Source organism: Staphylococcus sp. HMSC072B07 (assembly GCF_001815505.1).
Classification (GTDB): domain Bacteria; phylum Bacillota; class Bacilli; order Staphylococcales; family Staphylococcaceae; genus Staphylococcus; species Staphylococcus simulans.
This window is the reverse complement of record NZ_KV820965.1, coordinates 153,812-167,738: the sequence shown is the minus strand read 5'-3', so window position 1 is coordinate 167,738 and position 13,927 is coordinate 153,812. Positions and strand designations below refer to the sequence as shown.

The following is a 13,927-nucleotide window of genomic DNA, read 5'->3' as shown; positions in this document are numbered from 1 at the left end:
TTTTAGCTCACCAGTCCTATTTGACAGAGAGCCCTAAAAAACAGGTTATCGGTTGAACATTGCATTCAATGTCCGAATCGATAACCTGTTTTTTATTACTTTAATTTTGGTGTCGCTACTGAAGTATTCGGTAACGTATGCATAATCTCTAATCTGGATTTCGTTTTCTTAATATTGACACCGAGCGAAGATAACAATTGAACGACATTACGTAGTTTATCTGTATTATTATTCATTCGTGTTCACCCCATCTTCGTATTACTATAGAATAGTTACTTTTATTCTACCCTAAAAATTTTCATTTTACTACATTATTTTTATATTTTCTTTTGTGGTTTAACTTTTTGTAGTCTTAATGCATTGAGTACGACTGAGACTGAACTGAATGCCATTGCAGCGCCAGCCACCCATGGGGCAAGTAAACCGAATGCCGCAATCGGAATGCCGATTGCATTGTAACAGAATGCGAAGAATAAGTTTTGTTTAATATTCTTCATCGTACGCTGACTCATATCTAACGCATCTTCTACTTTTTCAATATCTCCACCGACAATCATAATGTCGCCTGCTTCAATCGCAATATCAGAACCTGTACCCATTGCCAAGCCGATGTTACTTTTTGCTAATGCTGGTGCATCATTGATACCATCACCGACCATCATCACATTTTTTCCTTCGTCTTGTAATTTCGTAATCTCTTCAGCTTTATGATCAGGTTTCACACCAGCGATGACACGGTTAATGCCTAACTCTTCAGCAATGGCTTCAGCTGTACCTTGGCTGTCACCACTTAACATCACAATATCATAATGTGGATTTAAGCGTTCAATTAATGCTTTGGCACTTGTTTTCGGTTCATCTCTTAAGGCAATCAATCCCGCAAATTGATTATCGATTGAAGCTAATACAACCGTTGAACCTTGATGTTGTAAATCTTTTATTTCTGCTTCAAGCTGCTCATCCCAATCATTCAAATCAGGTTGAATAAAGCTTTGTGATCCGATTTTGATAAACTGTCCATTAATATAACCACTGATACCATTACCTGGATGTGTTTGATACTGTTCTACTATCAAGTTTTGCGCATCTTGATAATAGTCTGTAATTGCTTGTGATAATGGATGTTCAGATTGTACTTCTAAACTTTTTACAAGTGTTCCGAACTGTTGATTATCTGTATTATCGATGACTTTGTATACTGAAGGTTGCCCTTCTGTTAATGTGCCTGTTTTATCAAATACGATTGTGTCCACATTTTGCGTTTGTTCTAACGCTTCAGATGATTTGAATAACACACCTAATTCTGCTGAACGTCCTGATCCAGCCATAATTGATGTCGGTGTCGCAAGACCTAAAGCACATGGACATGCAATAACTATGACTGCGATAAAGACCTCTAAACTAGATTGAAATTTAAATGGTGTGATAAAACTGAACCAAATAATAAACACAACAAGCGCGATACCGAGTACTGTCGGCACAAAGATTCCAGAAATCTTATCTGCTAAACGTTGAATATTTGGTTTTTCTCCTTGTGCTTCTTCAACAATTTTAATAATTTGATTTAATACTAAATCATCGCCTGTATGTGTCACTTTCACTTTAATAAAGTTTCCATGGTTTAATGTGGCACCGATGACTTCATCACCAATCGTTTTATCTACAGGAATACTTTCACCAGTTAACATTGATTCATCTAAACTAGTCTCCCCTTCGATAATTTCACCATCTAAAGGCACATATTCACCGCTTTTAATCAGTAAAACATCACCTTTCTGTACTTGATCGACTGGTAAAGAGACCGCTTCCCCATCTCGTTCTACACGCGCTTCTTTAACTTGAAGTGATAACAGTTTATTAATCGCATCACTCGCATGGCCTTTAGCTTTCGCCTCAAAGTATTTACCAAGTAAGATTAACGTAATTAAAACTGCACTGGTTTCAAAGTACAATGGAATGTGTTTTTCACCTGCATGAATAATCCACATATAGATACTATAGAAGTACGCTGCGGAAGTCCCTAATGCGACCAAGACATCCATATTAGCACTCTTATTTCTTAATGCACCATACGCACCTTTATAGAATTGCCAACCTAGAATAAATTGGACTGGCGTTGCTAAGATAAATTGGAACCACGGTTCTGTCATCACATGAGGGAGTGGCAAGAAGCTTAAGAAGCTGAAATGCCCCACCATGGTATATAACAATGGCAATGATAAAATCATCGCAATAATAAATTTCATTTTTTGACGATTTAACTCTTGATTTTTACGTGCTTTTGCTTCATCTGCAGTTTCAAGCGCAATGGGTTCATAACCGAGCTGTTTCACTTTTTCAAAGACTTGATCCATATCGACATGGCTTTGATCATATTCGATAGATGCTTTTTCAGTGACTAAGTTCACATTCGCTTGGTCGATCCCTTCTGTACGACTCAAAACCCGTTCAATTCGTGATGAGCAAGCAGCACAAGTCATACCTGATATTTTAAACTCTGCTTTTTCCATATTTCACCCGCTCCTATACCCTACATAGGTATATTTTTATTTAAAAAAGAAGGCTCAGCCATAGAGATAACTTGAGCCTTTATAATTCTGTCTTATTTTACAACGTCATAACCTGCGTCATAAATTGCTGATTCAACTTCAGATAATACTTTATCTTCACCATTGAATGTTACGTCTACTGTATCATTATCTGGGGTAGCCGTTACTTGGTCAACGCCATTTACTTTACCAACAGCATCTTCTACAGCTTTTTTACAATGACTGCAACTCATACCTTCAACTTTTAATTGTTTTTCCATATCACAACACTCCTCTTTTTAATTTAATATTTGGTAACCTTGATCATAAATTTCTTTTTCCAAATTGTTTAAACTGATTGGTGTCTGGTAACTCGCTTTCACTTCTTGTGATTTCAGATCCACTTGCACTTCTGACATACCAATCATTTGCTGCAAATGTTCTTGCAAAATATGCTGTTGTTCTTCAGTTTCCATACCACTGATTTGAATCACACTACTATGCATGTCTGACTCCTTTATTAATCTTTAATTAATTTTTGGACGGTAACTAATAATTCTTCCATTGCAGCTTCTGCTTGTCCATCTTCAGCTTTATGCAAAATACAGCCTTTCATATGATGATCCAGCAATTTTACAGCAACACTATTCAAAGCTGAACGTGTCGCTCTGATTTGTGTTAAAACATCATCACAATAAACATCTTCATCTATCATGCGATTAATCGCTCTGACTTGTCCTTCTATACGATTCAGTCGTGCTTTAAGGTTAGATTTTATTTTTTCTGAATGATGTGCGCGTTCTTCTTGCGTCATGTTTGAACCTCCGTCCTGTTAGGTTTCTATCTCTAGAATATACCCTATATAGGTATATGTCAAATGTATCGTGAAAGGTGTGCCTGTGTTACAATAAGTTCAACATCAGCAAAAGTAAAAACATACATAATTGCTGATTAAAAACACGGAGGTTACTTATGTATAATTTCGACTTTATACCTTTTCAAGCCAATTTAGTCATCAATATTATTTTAATCGGCTTATTCATATTAAACCTCGTATTCGGTTTCGTTATTGTATTTATGGAAAGAAGATCTGCAGGATCGATTTGGGCATGGTTGCTCGTACTCGTATTCTTGCCTGTTATCGGGTTCATACTTTATTTATTGCTGGGCCGTCAAATCCAAAGAGATCATATCTTTTCCTTAGATGAGGAAGACCGTATTGGATTAGAGGCAATTGTTAATGAACAATTAAAAGCATTACAAACCAAAGAGTTCTCTAAAGGGAACCATGAAATCGTCAAACATAAATCAATGGTACAAATGTTGTTGTATAATAACTCAGCCTTCTTAACTACTGATAATGAAATGACGATTTTTACAGATGGTCATGAAAAGTTTGATGCGTTGATTAAAGATATAGAAAACGCCACAGATTACATCCATATCGAGTATTACATTTTTAGAAATGACAAGCTTGGTAAACGTATCTTAGCTGCCTTAGAGAAAAAACTTGAAGAAGGCCTTGAAGTAAAAATGTTATACGATGATATGGGTTCCAGGGGCTTAACTTTAAAAGACTTTGATGAGTTCAGAAGAAAGGGCGGACAAGTTGAATCTTTCTTCCCTTCTAAATTACCGCTTATCAACTTTAGATTAAACAACCGAAATCACCGTAAAATTGTCGTGATTGATGGTTATATCGGATATGTCGGAGGTTTTAATGTTGGTAAAGAATATTTAGGCTTATCCAAACGTTTCGGATACTGGAGAGACACGCACTTACGTATTGTCGGAGATGCGGTCAATGCCTTGCAATTACGCTTTATTTTAGATTGGAACTCACAAGCTAAGCGTGATAACATCACTTATTCTGATCGCTACTTCCCTGACATTGATACAGGTAGTTCTATCGGTATCCAAATCGCATCAAGCGGTCCAGATGAAGATTGGGAGCAAATCAAATACGGTTATTTGAAAATGATTACTTCAGCGAAAAATTCGATTCAAATTCAATCGCCCTACTTTATTCCTGACCAAGCCTTTATGGATGCTGTGTCTATTGCTGCATTAGGCGGTGTAGATGTATCGATTATGATTCCAAATAAACCAGACCATCCATTCGTCTACTTTGCGACATTGAAAAATGTTGCATCACTGTTGGCATCAGGCGTCAAGGTTTATCATTATGACAATGGTTTCTTACATTCAAAAATGATGATTATTGATGACGAAGTCGCAAGTGTGGGAACAGCGAATATGGACCATCGTAGTTTTACACTGAATTTTGAAATCAATGCGTTTATTTATGACCGTCAAATTGCGGCACAATTGCGTGACCAGTTCAATCAAGATTTAATGTTATCTTCAGAATTAACACAAGAGCGTTATAATCAACGCAGTTTATGGGTGAAATTCAAAGAAGCCATTGCTAACTTAATTTCACCGATATTGTAAATCATAAAGGAGTACACAAAGTCATGAATCAATATCAACAATTAAAATCAGCTGAACAATATATGAAAGACTTCCATCAAACAGATCACACAGGGCATGATATCAACCATGTCATGCGGGTCGTTAAAATGGCACTCTTCATCTCTGAACAAGAAGGCTACGGCAATCCTTACATTATTCAGATGGCTGCATTATTACATGATACGGTAGATACCAAATTAACAGATGAAACTGCTGCTGAAAATCAACTAATTGATTTTTTAAACCGTATTGAAGTTAGTGGACAGGATCAAGAAAAAATTATGCATATCATCAAAAACATCAGCTTTCGTCATAATGTGGATCAAGAAATCCCCTTATCCAAAGAAGGTTATATTGTTAGAGATGCAGATCGCTTAGATGCGATTGGTGCAATTGGTATAGCGCGTACGTTCCAATTTGCGGGTCACTTTGATGAGCCGATGTGGCAAGGGCCTATTCCTGATAGTATTAGTTCTGATAACGAATTAGAAAATTATGATCCTTCAGCGATTAAGCTTTTCTATGATAAATTGTTTAAACTTAAAGATTTAATGCATACTGAAACAGCTTCAGAAATTGCGCAAGAACGTCATCGTTTTATGGAATTCTTCGTCGCACAATTCTTTAACGAATGGCAGTTTACAGAACAATAAGCAAATAAGATGAAGAAGCGGTTGAGAACAAATCTAAATTCTCAACCGCTTCTTTTTTATTCGATATTATATGCTAGGATTAAATCTGTTTGTCTATCATTCCCCATCATGAAATCATGTTCTGAGATTTTCTTGAATCCTAAATGTTTATAGAAACCTAATGCTTGTTCATTTTTTTCCCATACACCTAGCCATACACATTTTTTACCATCTTCGACTGCTGTCTTTATAGCAAAGTTCAATAATTTTTTACCATAACCATAGCCATGATAATTCTTCAAAATATATAAGCGTTCTATTTCAGTACAATCAGATGAAACTTGTTCTGTTTGTGAATCCCCTTCATTCAACTTTAAATATCCGACAATTTTATCGTTATCATACAAGAAATAGAAATTCGAATGTGGATCTTCTAATTCACGTCTTAGTTTGTCTTGTGTAAATGCTGTATCTAAATAATCTTTAATATTTTCTGGGCTGTTCATTTCTCTAAATGTGTCATCAAAAGTTCTATAGCTGATTTTCTGTAACTCTAAAATGTCAGCAGTTGTTACTGATTTAATTTCCATTGGTATTCCCCTCCAATTTTAAAATAACACTTTTAGTTACTATTACTATTCCCTATTGTACAAATCCTAAATAAAAAATCAGCTGCAATTTTAGTTGCAACTGATTTTAAGTCATCAATGATGTATTATTTTTTCTTTCTGTTTTTCTTACCTAAGACTTGCGCACCTTTTTGTTTACCGTCTTTACCATGTTTCTTTTCATATTCTCTAATCATTGGAGCGACTTCTTCTTTCGCTTTCTTAGAGTAATATTGGTTCGCAACATATGTTTGAACAATCAAGAACGCGGCACTGACTGACCAGTATAAACCTAATGCAGCTGCTGAACTTAATGATACCCAGATAATCATAATTGGTGAAATGATCATCATCATGTAACTCATTTGTTTTTGTTCAGGCGGCATACTGAATGTTGATACGTAAGCTTGTAGGAAGTATAACACACCGGCAATAATTGTAATCCAAATATCCGGTTTTGCTAAGTTGAACCATAAGAAATCAGGATGTTCTACAATACCACCTGGTGATGGGTATTTTAATACGAAGAATAAGCCCATGATTACAGGCATTTGTATTAACATTGGTAAACATCCAAGCATACTTTGCATTGGATTCATATCGTATTTTTTATAAACTTCCATCATTTCTTGGTTTGCTGCCATTTTTTCTTCTTGTGTGCGTGCACGTTTTACTTTCTCTTTCACTGCGTCCATATCTGGTTTTGCAATCACCATTTTTTCGCGCATTAAGTGACTGTTCTTATAGTTAGAAAGCATGAATGGCAGAACGACAATACGGATTGCTAAAACTAAGACAATAATCGCTAATCCATAATCGTTATTAAAACTAGAGCCTAGCCAATGGATGATGTTATCCATGTTTTTCACAAATGTATTATAGAAAAAACCTGTTCTGTTTTCAGGTTTAGAATAATCACATCCTGCAAGAAAAACCATAACCCCAAGAAGCAAAGGCAATAATGCTTTTTTATTCATTTTTCCACCTCTATTGGTATTATTCACATAAAAATAATTTTATCACATTCTATGAGGTGTAGAAAACAAAAACATAGAATTAAGGGCATTATTTAAAATATTGTAAGAAATTGCGAACGGTTTCTTTAACATTTGAACTCTGAGCAATCGCTGAAATTACTGATACACCTTGTGCATGTGTTTGCGCAATCGGTTCGACATTATTTAACGCAATACCGCCAATTGCGACAATCGGCATACCATTTGTTTTCTCATGCAATGTTTCAATCATTTCTGTGCCGACAGGATCACTGGCATCGTCTTTAGACCCTGTTTTAAATATCGGACCAACGCCAATATAATCGACATCTGTTAAATCAGATTGCGCTAATTCTGTTTCGTTGCCGACACTTAAACCGATAATTTTATTTTTAAAGTGCGTCTTAAAAGTATTCACTTTCGCATCATCTTGTCCAACATGAATGCCATCAGCATCAATCAATTCTGCTAATTCAACATCATCATTTACGATAAAAGGTACATGATATTGTTCACATAATTGTTTCAAAGATTGTGCCAGTTCTTTCTTCGCATCACCTGTTTTAGCGTTAGGCCCTTTTTCACGAAATTGATACATCGTAATGCCGCCTTCTAATGCTTCAGTCAATACTTCATGAATCGTACGACCTTCAGGTATATCTTGTGTTCCGCAAATAAAGTAAACTTTTAAATCCTCTGGTTGAAACACTTATTTCACCTCTTGTGCTTTACGATTTTCTACTGCTGCTTCACTGTCTATTTTATATAATGCATCAATAAATTGAACTAAGAAAGTACCTGGTCCTTTACTTTCACTTAATTGTTCAGCACGTTCAGCTGCAATATTATAAACAGAAACTGCTTCAATTAAATCTTCAATCTCTGGATTTTCATTTCTAAATAAGAATGCACCTACAATAGCACCTAATAAACAACCTGCACCTGTAATTTGCGTTAAGAAACGTGAACCATTATTCAGCTTAACGATTTTATTGTTTTGAGCAATGACATCTGTTTCACCAGTTAACACAATGGCAGTTTGATATTGTTCATGTGCTTTTTTCGCAATGGATACAACATCTAAGCTTTCAGCACTATCTGTACCTTTCATTGTTGTTGTATCATCTATAAGCGTTAAAATTTCTGAAGCATTTCCTTTGATTACAGTTGGTTTCACTTGCTCTAGGAATGTTTTGCAGAATTGTTTACGATACGTTGATGCTCCCACAGCAACGGGATCAAATACTAACGGTGTGTTTGTCTTATTCGCAATTTTTCCAACTTCTAACATTGCTTGTTCATTCGCTTTTGTCAGTGTGCCAATATTAATTAAGACTGCACCTGCGTGTGGATAAAAATCTTCTGCTTCTTCTGGTGCTTCGCTCATTGCTGGACTCGCACTTAAACTTAAAAGTCCATTAGCTGTAAAATTTTTGACGACATCATTCGTAAAACAAATAACTAATGGATGTTCTGTTCTGATTCTATCTAAACCTTTACTCATCATCTAATCCTACTTTCTTCATATATGCGAAATGGTTAACTGGTCCTCTGCCTTGTCCGATCTCAGGTGTATATTTAATACTTAATGCGATAAAGTCTTTTGCTTTTTTAACCGCTTCATAAATCGTTTTCCCTTTCGCTAGCTCAGCCGCAATTACAGCTGAAAAAGTACAACCTGTACCATGTGTATGTTTTGTTTCATATCTTTCACTTTCAAAAATTTCTAAACCATCTTTCGTAAATAGATAGTCTTTTGCGATATTGTCATCTTCGATATGACCACCTTTAATGACTACACCTTTACTGCCGATTTCTTCTATGAAGATTTTACCTGCTTTTTTAATCGCATCTTCATTATCTAATTTGAATCCTACAATTTCCTCTGCTTCAGGTAAGTTAGGTGTTGCAACATCAGCAAGTGGTAACAAGATACTTTGTAAGGCATGTTTACCTTTATCATCCATTAAAGAGTCTCCACTTTTGGCTAGCATTACTGGATCAATGACATATGGAATTTCAGGATGCTTTTCTAAATAAGTGCGAATTAATTCCATCATTTCTTTTGTCGCAATCATGCCAGTTTTAATCGCTTGCGGTAATTCGTCATCAAACACACTATCTAACTGTTCTTCTAACCAAGATAATTCTAAGTTATGAATGTGTTGAACCCCTTTTGTATTTTGCGCTACGATACTTGTGATTGCGGCCATCCCGTACACACCGCATGCATGAAATGACTTTAAGTCAGCCATTACACCTGCGCCGCCTGTTGGATCTGTGCCTGCAATCGTTAAAGCAATTTTCGGTTTGTTCATAATTATTTACCTCCAAATTCCCATTGTTCTTTTGTATAAGCCATATTAAAGAAGTTTCGTTCATGTACTGTACTTTGTAGATAATTCTCTCTGACTTCTTGTCTCTCTGTATCTGTCATATGTTTTGTTAACTCATTCATTAATTGGTTTAAAACATCGATTAATGCATCCATTTCTGTTTGATAGAATTCAAACCAATTTTTCAATATAGAAGATTGATTTAATCTGTCATCTTGCATTGCACGTTTTGCTACTTCTGCATAGACATAAGGACAAGGTGCCATTGCCGCAATCGCATATGCAGCATTTTCATGGGCATAAACGTTGTAATACATATGTTTAATATAATGGTCACCACTTGGCGGCCACACTTTTTGTTGTACGATTTCGTGATACGGTTCACCCACGTATTCTGCCATGAATTCATGTGCTTCCACTTCACCATTCACAATGAATTGAATTTGATCAACTAGAAATCGAACACTTTCTAAATTCGGCATTTTAGGAATTAATAAAGCATAGATATTCGCAAACTCTCTTAAGTACGAGGCATCTGCACGTAAATATTGTCTAATTGACTCTTTATCTATATTCCCTTTTAACAATGCTTGAATGAAATTATCATCATAAATTTGATCAATAATCGGTTGTGCATCTCTTTCAAGTGTTTCAGCAAAAGTCACTTTTATTCCTCCAATAAAAAAACTGCATTCCAACCTAGGAGTGCAGTTTCAGTATTTTTGCATCATGCATACTATGTATCTACTTTCCTACGTTGGTCTTAACCAAATCAGGTTTAAAGGGTCTAGTTTCCTATCTCAGCCAAAAGGCGCCCCTAGCAGTTTTTATTTAATTTATTTACATACTAAAAATATCAAAGCCCTTTCATACTTGCAATGAATCTGTTTTCATAAAAAAAGCCGAGACCTCAGTCTCGACTTGAATTTTAACTATTTAACATTAATAACCCCAAGCACTTAATCCTTGTACGTTATATGCATGTACAGCTGAATTGATTTGATCTTGAACTGTTGCTGTAGAACCATGACCAGGCATTGTTTGGAATAAACCGCTGGCACCTGACGGATTATACGCATTAACTTGTCCATTTGATTCACGTGCAATGATGTTTTCCCATACTGATGCAGATACGCCTGTACGAGCTTCCATTTGTGCTGCTGCGTATGCACCTGTAGAACCTGCAGTATTACCGTTAGCTAATCTTACTGAACCTGAACCATAAGATGCATATGATGGTGCACTGTATGATGCTTGTGGTGCGTTATAAGATTGTTGTGGTGCTGTATATGATGATTGTGGCGCATTGTTTGATTGCGCTTGGTTATAATTATTGTAAGATACTTGTTGCGTATTGTATGCATAGTGGCTGTCTGATTGTACAGCTGTTTGTGTTGTCGCAACTTTTTTAGGTTCTTTAACTTTTAAACTTTCATCTACTAAGATTAAGTCAGATTTTTTATCGTTCCATTTTTTTAATTCTTTGACTTTAACGTCGAATTTTTTAGCGATTTTATTTAAAGTGTCACCTTTAACTACAGTGTATTCACCTTTTTCGTTTAGATACTTTTCAGCGTCTTTTACTTTCTTCGCATGTTCAGCTTTTGATGATGATTTTGCTTGTACGTCTTGAGTTCCAATTCCTGTTGCCAATACTGCTGCAGCAGCTGTCACCGCTGTCGATGCTACTAGTAATTTCTTCATGTAAAATATGTCCTCCCATAAGGTGTTTGTATTAAATCATTTATTTGATGTCTTTATAATAGCATCTATCCTAATAACATAGGTTACAACAATATATATTTCTTGTGTCTTTCTTTACATACATATTACAAAAGGCAGGTTACCTCCTAAATTGGAGATAACCTGCCTGATGGATTTTTTAACTATTTATTTATAATCAGTTAACTGAATTATGCAGTAACCCAGTGACCTGCACCTGCGCCACCGTCATATAATTTAACAGCTGCTGCGTCTTGTACGCTTTCTGGTGCTGATGCTGGTGATTTACCTACCCATTCAGCTGGTGCTACTGAATCCCAAGTTGATTGTAAGAATTGGAATTTACCTGCTGCACCTGATGATGGGTTGATTGCGTGGATGTCGCCACCTGATTCACGTTGTGCAATTGCACGTAAGTGATCATTTAAACCAGCTGATGAACCAGTGCTTGCTGATTGTTGTGGAGCAGCTTGTTGAGCTTGAGGTGCTGCTTGTTGTGCTGGTGCTTGTTGAGTTGTTGCTTCTTGTGCTTGTGGTGCTGCTTGCTCAGCTACTGGAGCTTGTTGAGCTGCTGGTGCTTGTTGAGTTGTAGTTTGAGCTGCTGGTGCGTTACCGCCTGCTTGACCATAGCTCCAGCTCCAATATTGACCGTCTGATTCAAAGTTGAAGTCTAAACCATTATATTCAAAGTTAATATTATAAGCGCCTTCTTGTACAGGGCTTTCGTTTAATTGTTCAGGATTGTTTAATGCTGTTTCTGCTAATTGTGCTTGATCTGCATTTCCTTGTTCAGATGCGTGAGCTTCTGCTCCTACTCCTACTGCGAATAATGCTGCTGTTGCTGATGAAGCTACTAATAATTTTTTCATTTCTAAAAATCCTCCTATAAGGTAATTGTTTTTTCGTGTGATTAATATCATCAATTTGCAATTACAACTATATCATCTGAAATCAGGGTGTAGGTTACAGCGAAATAAAAAAATACAGCTTAATTTTACGTGTAAATTACATTAAAATAAAATAGTTAGATATCTTACTATCACTTCAAATCCTATTAATATCACATTCGAACTGAATTTTGACTCTTAACCTATGTAACATTTATGTAATCTTTCAGATAATTGAAGGGTTATTTTACCCTTTACATCTGCTAAAACTTCTAGAAAAAACCGCAATAAAACCCGATTTCTTCTCTGTCAAACGTAGTTTTTATGAAAAAAGACCCTGCATAAAGTGAAATTTATGCAAAGTCTTGGTGAGTATTAGTATATTTAAAGAGTTTTTTATGGATTAAGTTGAAAGTACAAAATTGAAAATGGAGCAATCCAAGCATCTTTCGCAGTAAAAGCTATGCGTTGGACTAAATAGAGTTTAAAAATAGAGTTTGGAATAGATTATAGGAATCTTCCTATAATAGAAAGAAGGATAATTCTAACATCATAATGAATTACTTTTAATTAACGAGAGGACAGCATGATACTTTGAACAGGATAGAGATGGATACATCATGCTGGTTGTTGCAATTTGATTTTGGGAGATATGCAGTTAAGCATATATAATGTCAATGGATAACTTGGTAGTTAGAGATGAATGGCGTCGAAGGACGGGCTTCCTTCATATTCACCCATCAAAGTGTCCGTTTGTGCATGGTGTGATGAGAATTGACAACTTGAATTGTCATTCGGATGCGAGATAAATTTGATTGTTTCTACAACCAGCTCCATACCGAAATGTGTTTGATTATCTTTTTCATATTTGTAGGAATGCATATAGCCAGTAATACCGACAAGCGATCCTTTTTGTGTATAGCTGGCAATATTTCGGGCAATCTTGCCAAAAGCCTTACAATTAATAAAGTCTACAGATTGTTTGTTCTGGCCTTGATAGTTATAATGACGTTCTGTCGCAACACTAAAGTATACAATGTCTGATTCCTCCTTTGCTGTCAATTGAGGTTGTTTCGTCAATCTTCCTACAATAACGATTTTATTAAGCATTTTGTCACCTCCTTGATTACTATCATATTCAGATTGATACATATCGTCAAAACACAAATTAAGAGAAATTTTATAGTTGATTGGTTAATTTTCTGTACTATCTCTCAAATATTTTTATCTTTTACGCTATACTAGAATCAGAAAGAAAAAATTTGCAGATTTTAAAAAGATTGGAGTGACTTCAATTGAAAACATTTAAAGCAGTCAGATTCCAAATTGTCACTGAACACGGTGGCGTTATAGAATATGAACTCTATGATGGTGTAATTATCAATAAAGAACAAAGCGGCACCGGCTGGTTGTTAGAAATTGTAATCTCCAGTAACCACTACGATATTATGAAAGAATATATGGATGATGAAACATTATTAGATATACGTGTTGTGATCACACGTCCTTCTAATGATCCTGCATTATTCGATGCAACAATTAAAAATATTTCATTATACGATAATGAGCGTATGTCTATTATTTTTGATTGCCACGTCTATACATTAAGACAAGTTTATGCTGAAAATTTATTAGCACAACTTGTAGATGATGGATTATCTGGTGAAGAATTAAAGACTTCATTCAACCGTATGATGCAATCAAAACCACGTTTAAAAGACGAAAAAAGAGAAGATTAAAAAAA

Annotated in this window: 17 protein-coding genes and 1 riboswitch; of the genes, 3 read left to right on the top strand and 14 right to left on the bottom strand. The window is 35.6% G+C overall.

Going from position 1 to position 13,927, the window contains the following annotated elements; all coding sequences use genetic code 11:
* Window positions 1-95: 95 nt before the first annotated feature.
* The 5 genes from HMPREF3031_RS13600 to csoR form a co-directional block, all read right to left on the bottom strand.
* Window positions 96-236 (bottom strand): Lmo0850 family protein, encoded by a 141-nt coding sequence (locus HMPREF3031_RS13600; protein WP_023016106.1) that lies wholly within the window; start codon window positions 234-236, stop codon window positions 96-98.
* Between the two features lie 81 nt (window positions 237-317).
* On the bottom strand, window positions 318-2,510 hold the full coding sequence (locus tag HMPREF3031_RS12910; protein ID WP_002481762.1) for a heavy metal translocating P-type ATPase: 2,193 nt from the start codon (window positions 2,508-2,510) through the stop codon (window positions 318-320).
* Window positions 2,511-2,602: 92 nt separating this feature from the next.
* Window positions 2,603-2,809: a copper ion binding protein gene (locus HMPREF3031_RS12905; RefSeq protein ID WP_002481763.1), complete on the bottom strand. Its 207-nt coding sequence runs from the start codon at window positions 2,807-2,809 to the stop codon at window positions 2,603-2,605.
* Window positions 2,810-2,827: 18 nt separating this feature from the next.
* Entirely contained in the window at window positions 2,828-3,034 is a 207-nt protein-coding gene (locus tag HMPREF3031_RS12900) for a putative copper chaperone CsoZ (protein ID WP_002481764.1), read from the bottom strand.
* Window positions 3,035-3,048: 14 nt separating this feature from the next.
* A complete protein-coding gene (csoR, locus tag HMPREF3031_RS12895; protein ID WP_002481765.1) occupies window positions 3,049-3,342 on the bottom strand; it encodes a copper-sensing transcriptional repressor CsoR in 294 nt (97 codons plus the stop codon).
* Between the two features lie 158 nt (window positions 3,343-3,500).
* On the opposite strand from csoR, the gene cls reads away from it, so the two are divergent.
* Both cls and HMPREF3031_RS12885 read left to right on the top strand, forming a co-directional pair.
* Window positions 3,501-4,982 (top strand): cardiolipin synthase, encoded by a 1,482-nt coding sequence (cls, locus tag HMPREF3031_RS12890; RefSeq protein WP_002481766.1) that lies wholly within the window; start codon window positions 3,501-3,503, stop codon window positions 4,980-4,982.
* Window positions 4,983-5,005: 23 nt separating this feature from the next.
* Window positions 5,006-5,656, top strand: coding sequence for an HD domain-containing protein (locus tag HMPREF3031_RS12885; RefSeq protein WP_002481767.1), 651 nt, complete (start codon window positions 5,006-5,008; stop codon window positions 5,654-5,656).
* Between the two features lie 56 nt (window positions 5,657-5,712).
* On the opposite strand, the gene HMPREF3031_RS12880 is transcribed toward HMPREF3031_RS12885, so the two are convergent.
* The 9 genes from HMPREF3031_RS12880 to HMPREF3031_RS12840 all read right to left on the bottom strand — a co-directional run bounded on the left by HMPREF3031_RS12880 (window position 5,713) and on the right by HMPREF3031_RS12840 (window position 13,293).
* A complete protein-coding gene (locus HMPREF3031_RS12880; RefSeq protein WP_002481768.1) occupies window positions 5,713-6,225 on the bottom strand; it encodes a GNAT family N-acetyltransferase in 513 nt (170 codons plus the stop codon).
* Window positions 6,226-6,350: 125 nt separating this feature from the next.
* The gene (gene yidC / locus HMPREF3031_RS12875; RefSeq protein WP_002481769.1) at window positions 6,351-7,220 is read right to left on the bottom strand and encodes a membrane protein insertase YidC; all 870 of its coding nucleotides are present in this window, start codon (window positions 7,218-7,220) and stop codon (window positions 6,351-6,353) included.
* Window positions 7,221-7,308: 88 nt separating this feature from the next.
* Window positions 7,309-7,947: a thiamine phosphate synthase gene (gene thiE / locus HMPREF3031_RS12870; protein WP_002481770.1), complete on the bottom strand. Its 639-nt coding sequence runs from the start codon at window positions 7,945-7,947 to the stop codon at window positions 7,309-7,311.
* Window positions 7,948-8,742: a hydroxyethylthiazole kinase gene (thiM, locus tag HMPREF3031_RS12865; RefSeq protein WP_002481771.1), complete on the bottom strand. Its 795-nt coding sequence runs from the start codon at window positions 8,740-8,742 to the stop codon at window positions 7,948-7,950.
* Entirely contained in the window at window positions 8,735-9,556 is an 822-nt protein-coding gene (gene thiD / locus HMPREF3031_RS12860; RefSeq protein WP_002481772.1) for a bifunctional hydroxymethylpyrimidine kinase/phosphomethylpyrimidine kinase, read from the bottom strand. The genes thiM and thiD overlap by 8 nt, the downstream gene beginning before the upstream one ends.
* A gap of 2 nt (window positions 9,557-9,558) precedes the next feature.
* Window positions 9,559-10,239, bottom strand: a complete 681-nt coding sequence (gene tenA / locus HMPREF3031_RS12855; protein WP_002481773.1) for a thiaminase II — start codon at window positions 10,237-10,239, stop codon at window positions 9,559-9,561.
* Between the two features lie 67 nt (window positions 10,240-10,306).
* A riboswitch (TPP riboswitch) is annotated at window positions 10,307-10,403 on the bottom strand.
* 113 nt (window positions 10,404-10,516) lie between these two features.
* Window positions 10,517-11,278: a LysM peptidoglycan-binding domain-containing protein gene (locus HMPREF3031_RS13850; protein WP_002481774.1), complete on the bottom strand. Its 762-nt coding sequence runs from the start codon at window positions 11,276-11,278 to the stop codon at window positions 10,517-10,519.
* Window positions 11,279-11,487: 209 nt separating this feature from the next.
* Window positions 11,488-12,165, bottom strand: a complete 678-nt coding sequence (locus tag HMPREF3031_RS12845; RefSeq protein ID WP_002481775.1) for a transglycosylase family protein — start codon at window positions 12,163-12,165, stop codon at window positions 11,488-11,490.
* 711 nt (window positions 12,166-12,876) lie between these two features.
* The gene (locus HMPREF3031_RS12840; protein WP_002481776.1) at window positions 12,877-13,293 is read right to left on the bottom strand and encodes a single-stranded DNA-binding protein; all 417 of its coding nucleotides are present in this window, start codon (window positions 13,291-13,293) and stop codon (window positions 12,877-12,879) included.
* A 185-nt stretch (window positions 13,294-13,478) separates the two neighbouring features.
* On the opposite strand from HMPREF3031_RS12840, the gene HMPREF3031_RS12835 reads away from it, so the two are divergent.
* A complete protein-coding gene (locus tag HMPREF3031_RS12835; RefSeq protein ID WP_002481777.1) occupies window positions 13,479-13,922 on the top strand; it encodes a YwpF family protein in 444 nt (147 codons plus the stop codon).
* Window positions 13,923-13,927 lie beyond the last annotated feature (5 nt).

Coding starts and splice junctions, on each gene's coding strand:
- HMPREF3031_RS13600 (WP_023016106.1), bottom strand. CDS start 236: ATGAATAATAATACAGATAAACTACGTAATGTCGTTCAATTGTTATCT.
- HMPREF3031_RS12910 (WP_002481762.1), bottom strand. CDS start 2,510: ATGGAAAAAGCAGAGTTTAAAATATCAGGTATGACTTGTGCTGCTTGC.
- HMPREF3031_RS12905 (WP_002481763.1), bottom strand. CDS start 2,809: ATGGAAAAACAATTAAAAGTTGAAGGTATGAGTTGCAGTCATTGTAAA.
- HMPREF3031_RS12900 (WP_002481764.1), bottom strand. CDS start 3,034: ATGCATAGTAGTGTGATTCAAATCAGTGGTATGGAAACTGAAGAACAA.
- csoR (WP_002481765.1), bottom strand. CDS start 3,342: ATGACGCAAGAAGAACGCGCACATCATTCAGAAAAAATAAAATCTAAC.
- cls (WP_002481766.1), top strand. CDS start 3,501: ATGTATAATTTCGACTTTATACCTTTTCAAGCCAATTTAGTCATCAAT.
- HMPREF3031_RS12885 (WP_002481767.1), top strand. CDS start 5,006: ATGAATCAATATCAACAATTAAAATCAGCTGAACAATATATGAAAGAC.
- HMPREF3031_RS12880 (WP_002481768.1), bottom strand. CDS start 6,225: ATGGAAATTAAATCAGTAACAACTGCTGACATTTTAGAGTTACAGAAA.
- yidC (WP_002481769.1), bottom strand. CDS start 7,220: ATGAATAAAAAAGCATTATTGCCTTTGCTTCTTGGGGTTATGGTTTTT.
- thiM (WP_002481771.1), bottom strand. CDS start 8,742: ATGAGTAAAGGTTTAGATAGAATCAGAACAGAACATCCATTAGTTATT.
- thiD (WP_002481772.1), bottom strand. CDS start 9,556: ATGAACAAACCGAAAATTGCTTTAACGATTGCAGGCACAGATCCAACA.
- HMPREF3031_RS13850 (WP_002481774.1), bottom strand. CDS start 11,278: ATGAAGAAATTACTAGTAGCATCGACAGCGGTGACAGCTGCTGCAGCA.
- HMPREF3031_RS12845 (WP_002481775.1), bottom strand. CDS start 12,165: ATGAAAAAATTATTAGTAGCTTCATCAGCAACAGCAGCATTATTCGCA.
- HMPREF3031_RS12840 (WP_002481776.1), bottom strand. CDS start 13,293: ATGCTTAATAAAATCGTTATTGTAGGAAGATTGACGAAACAACCTCAA.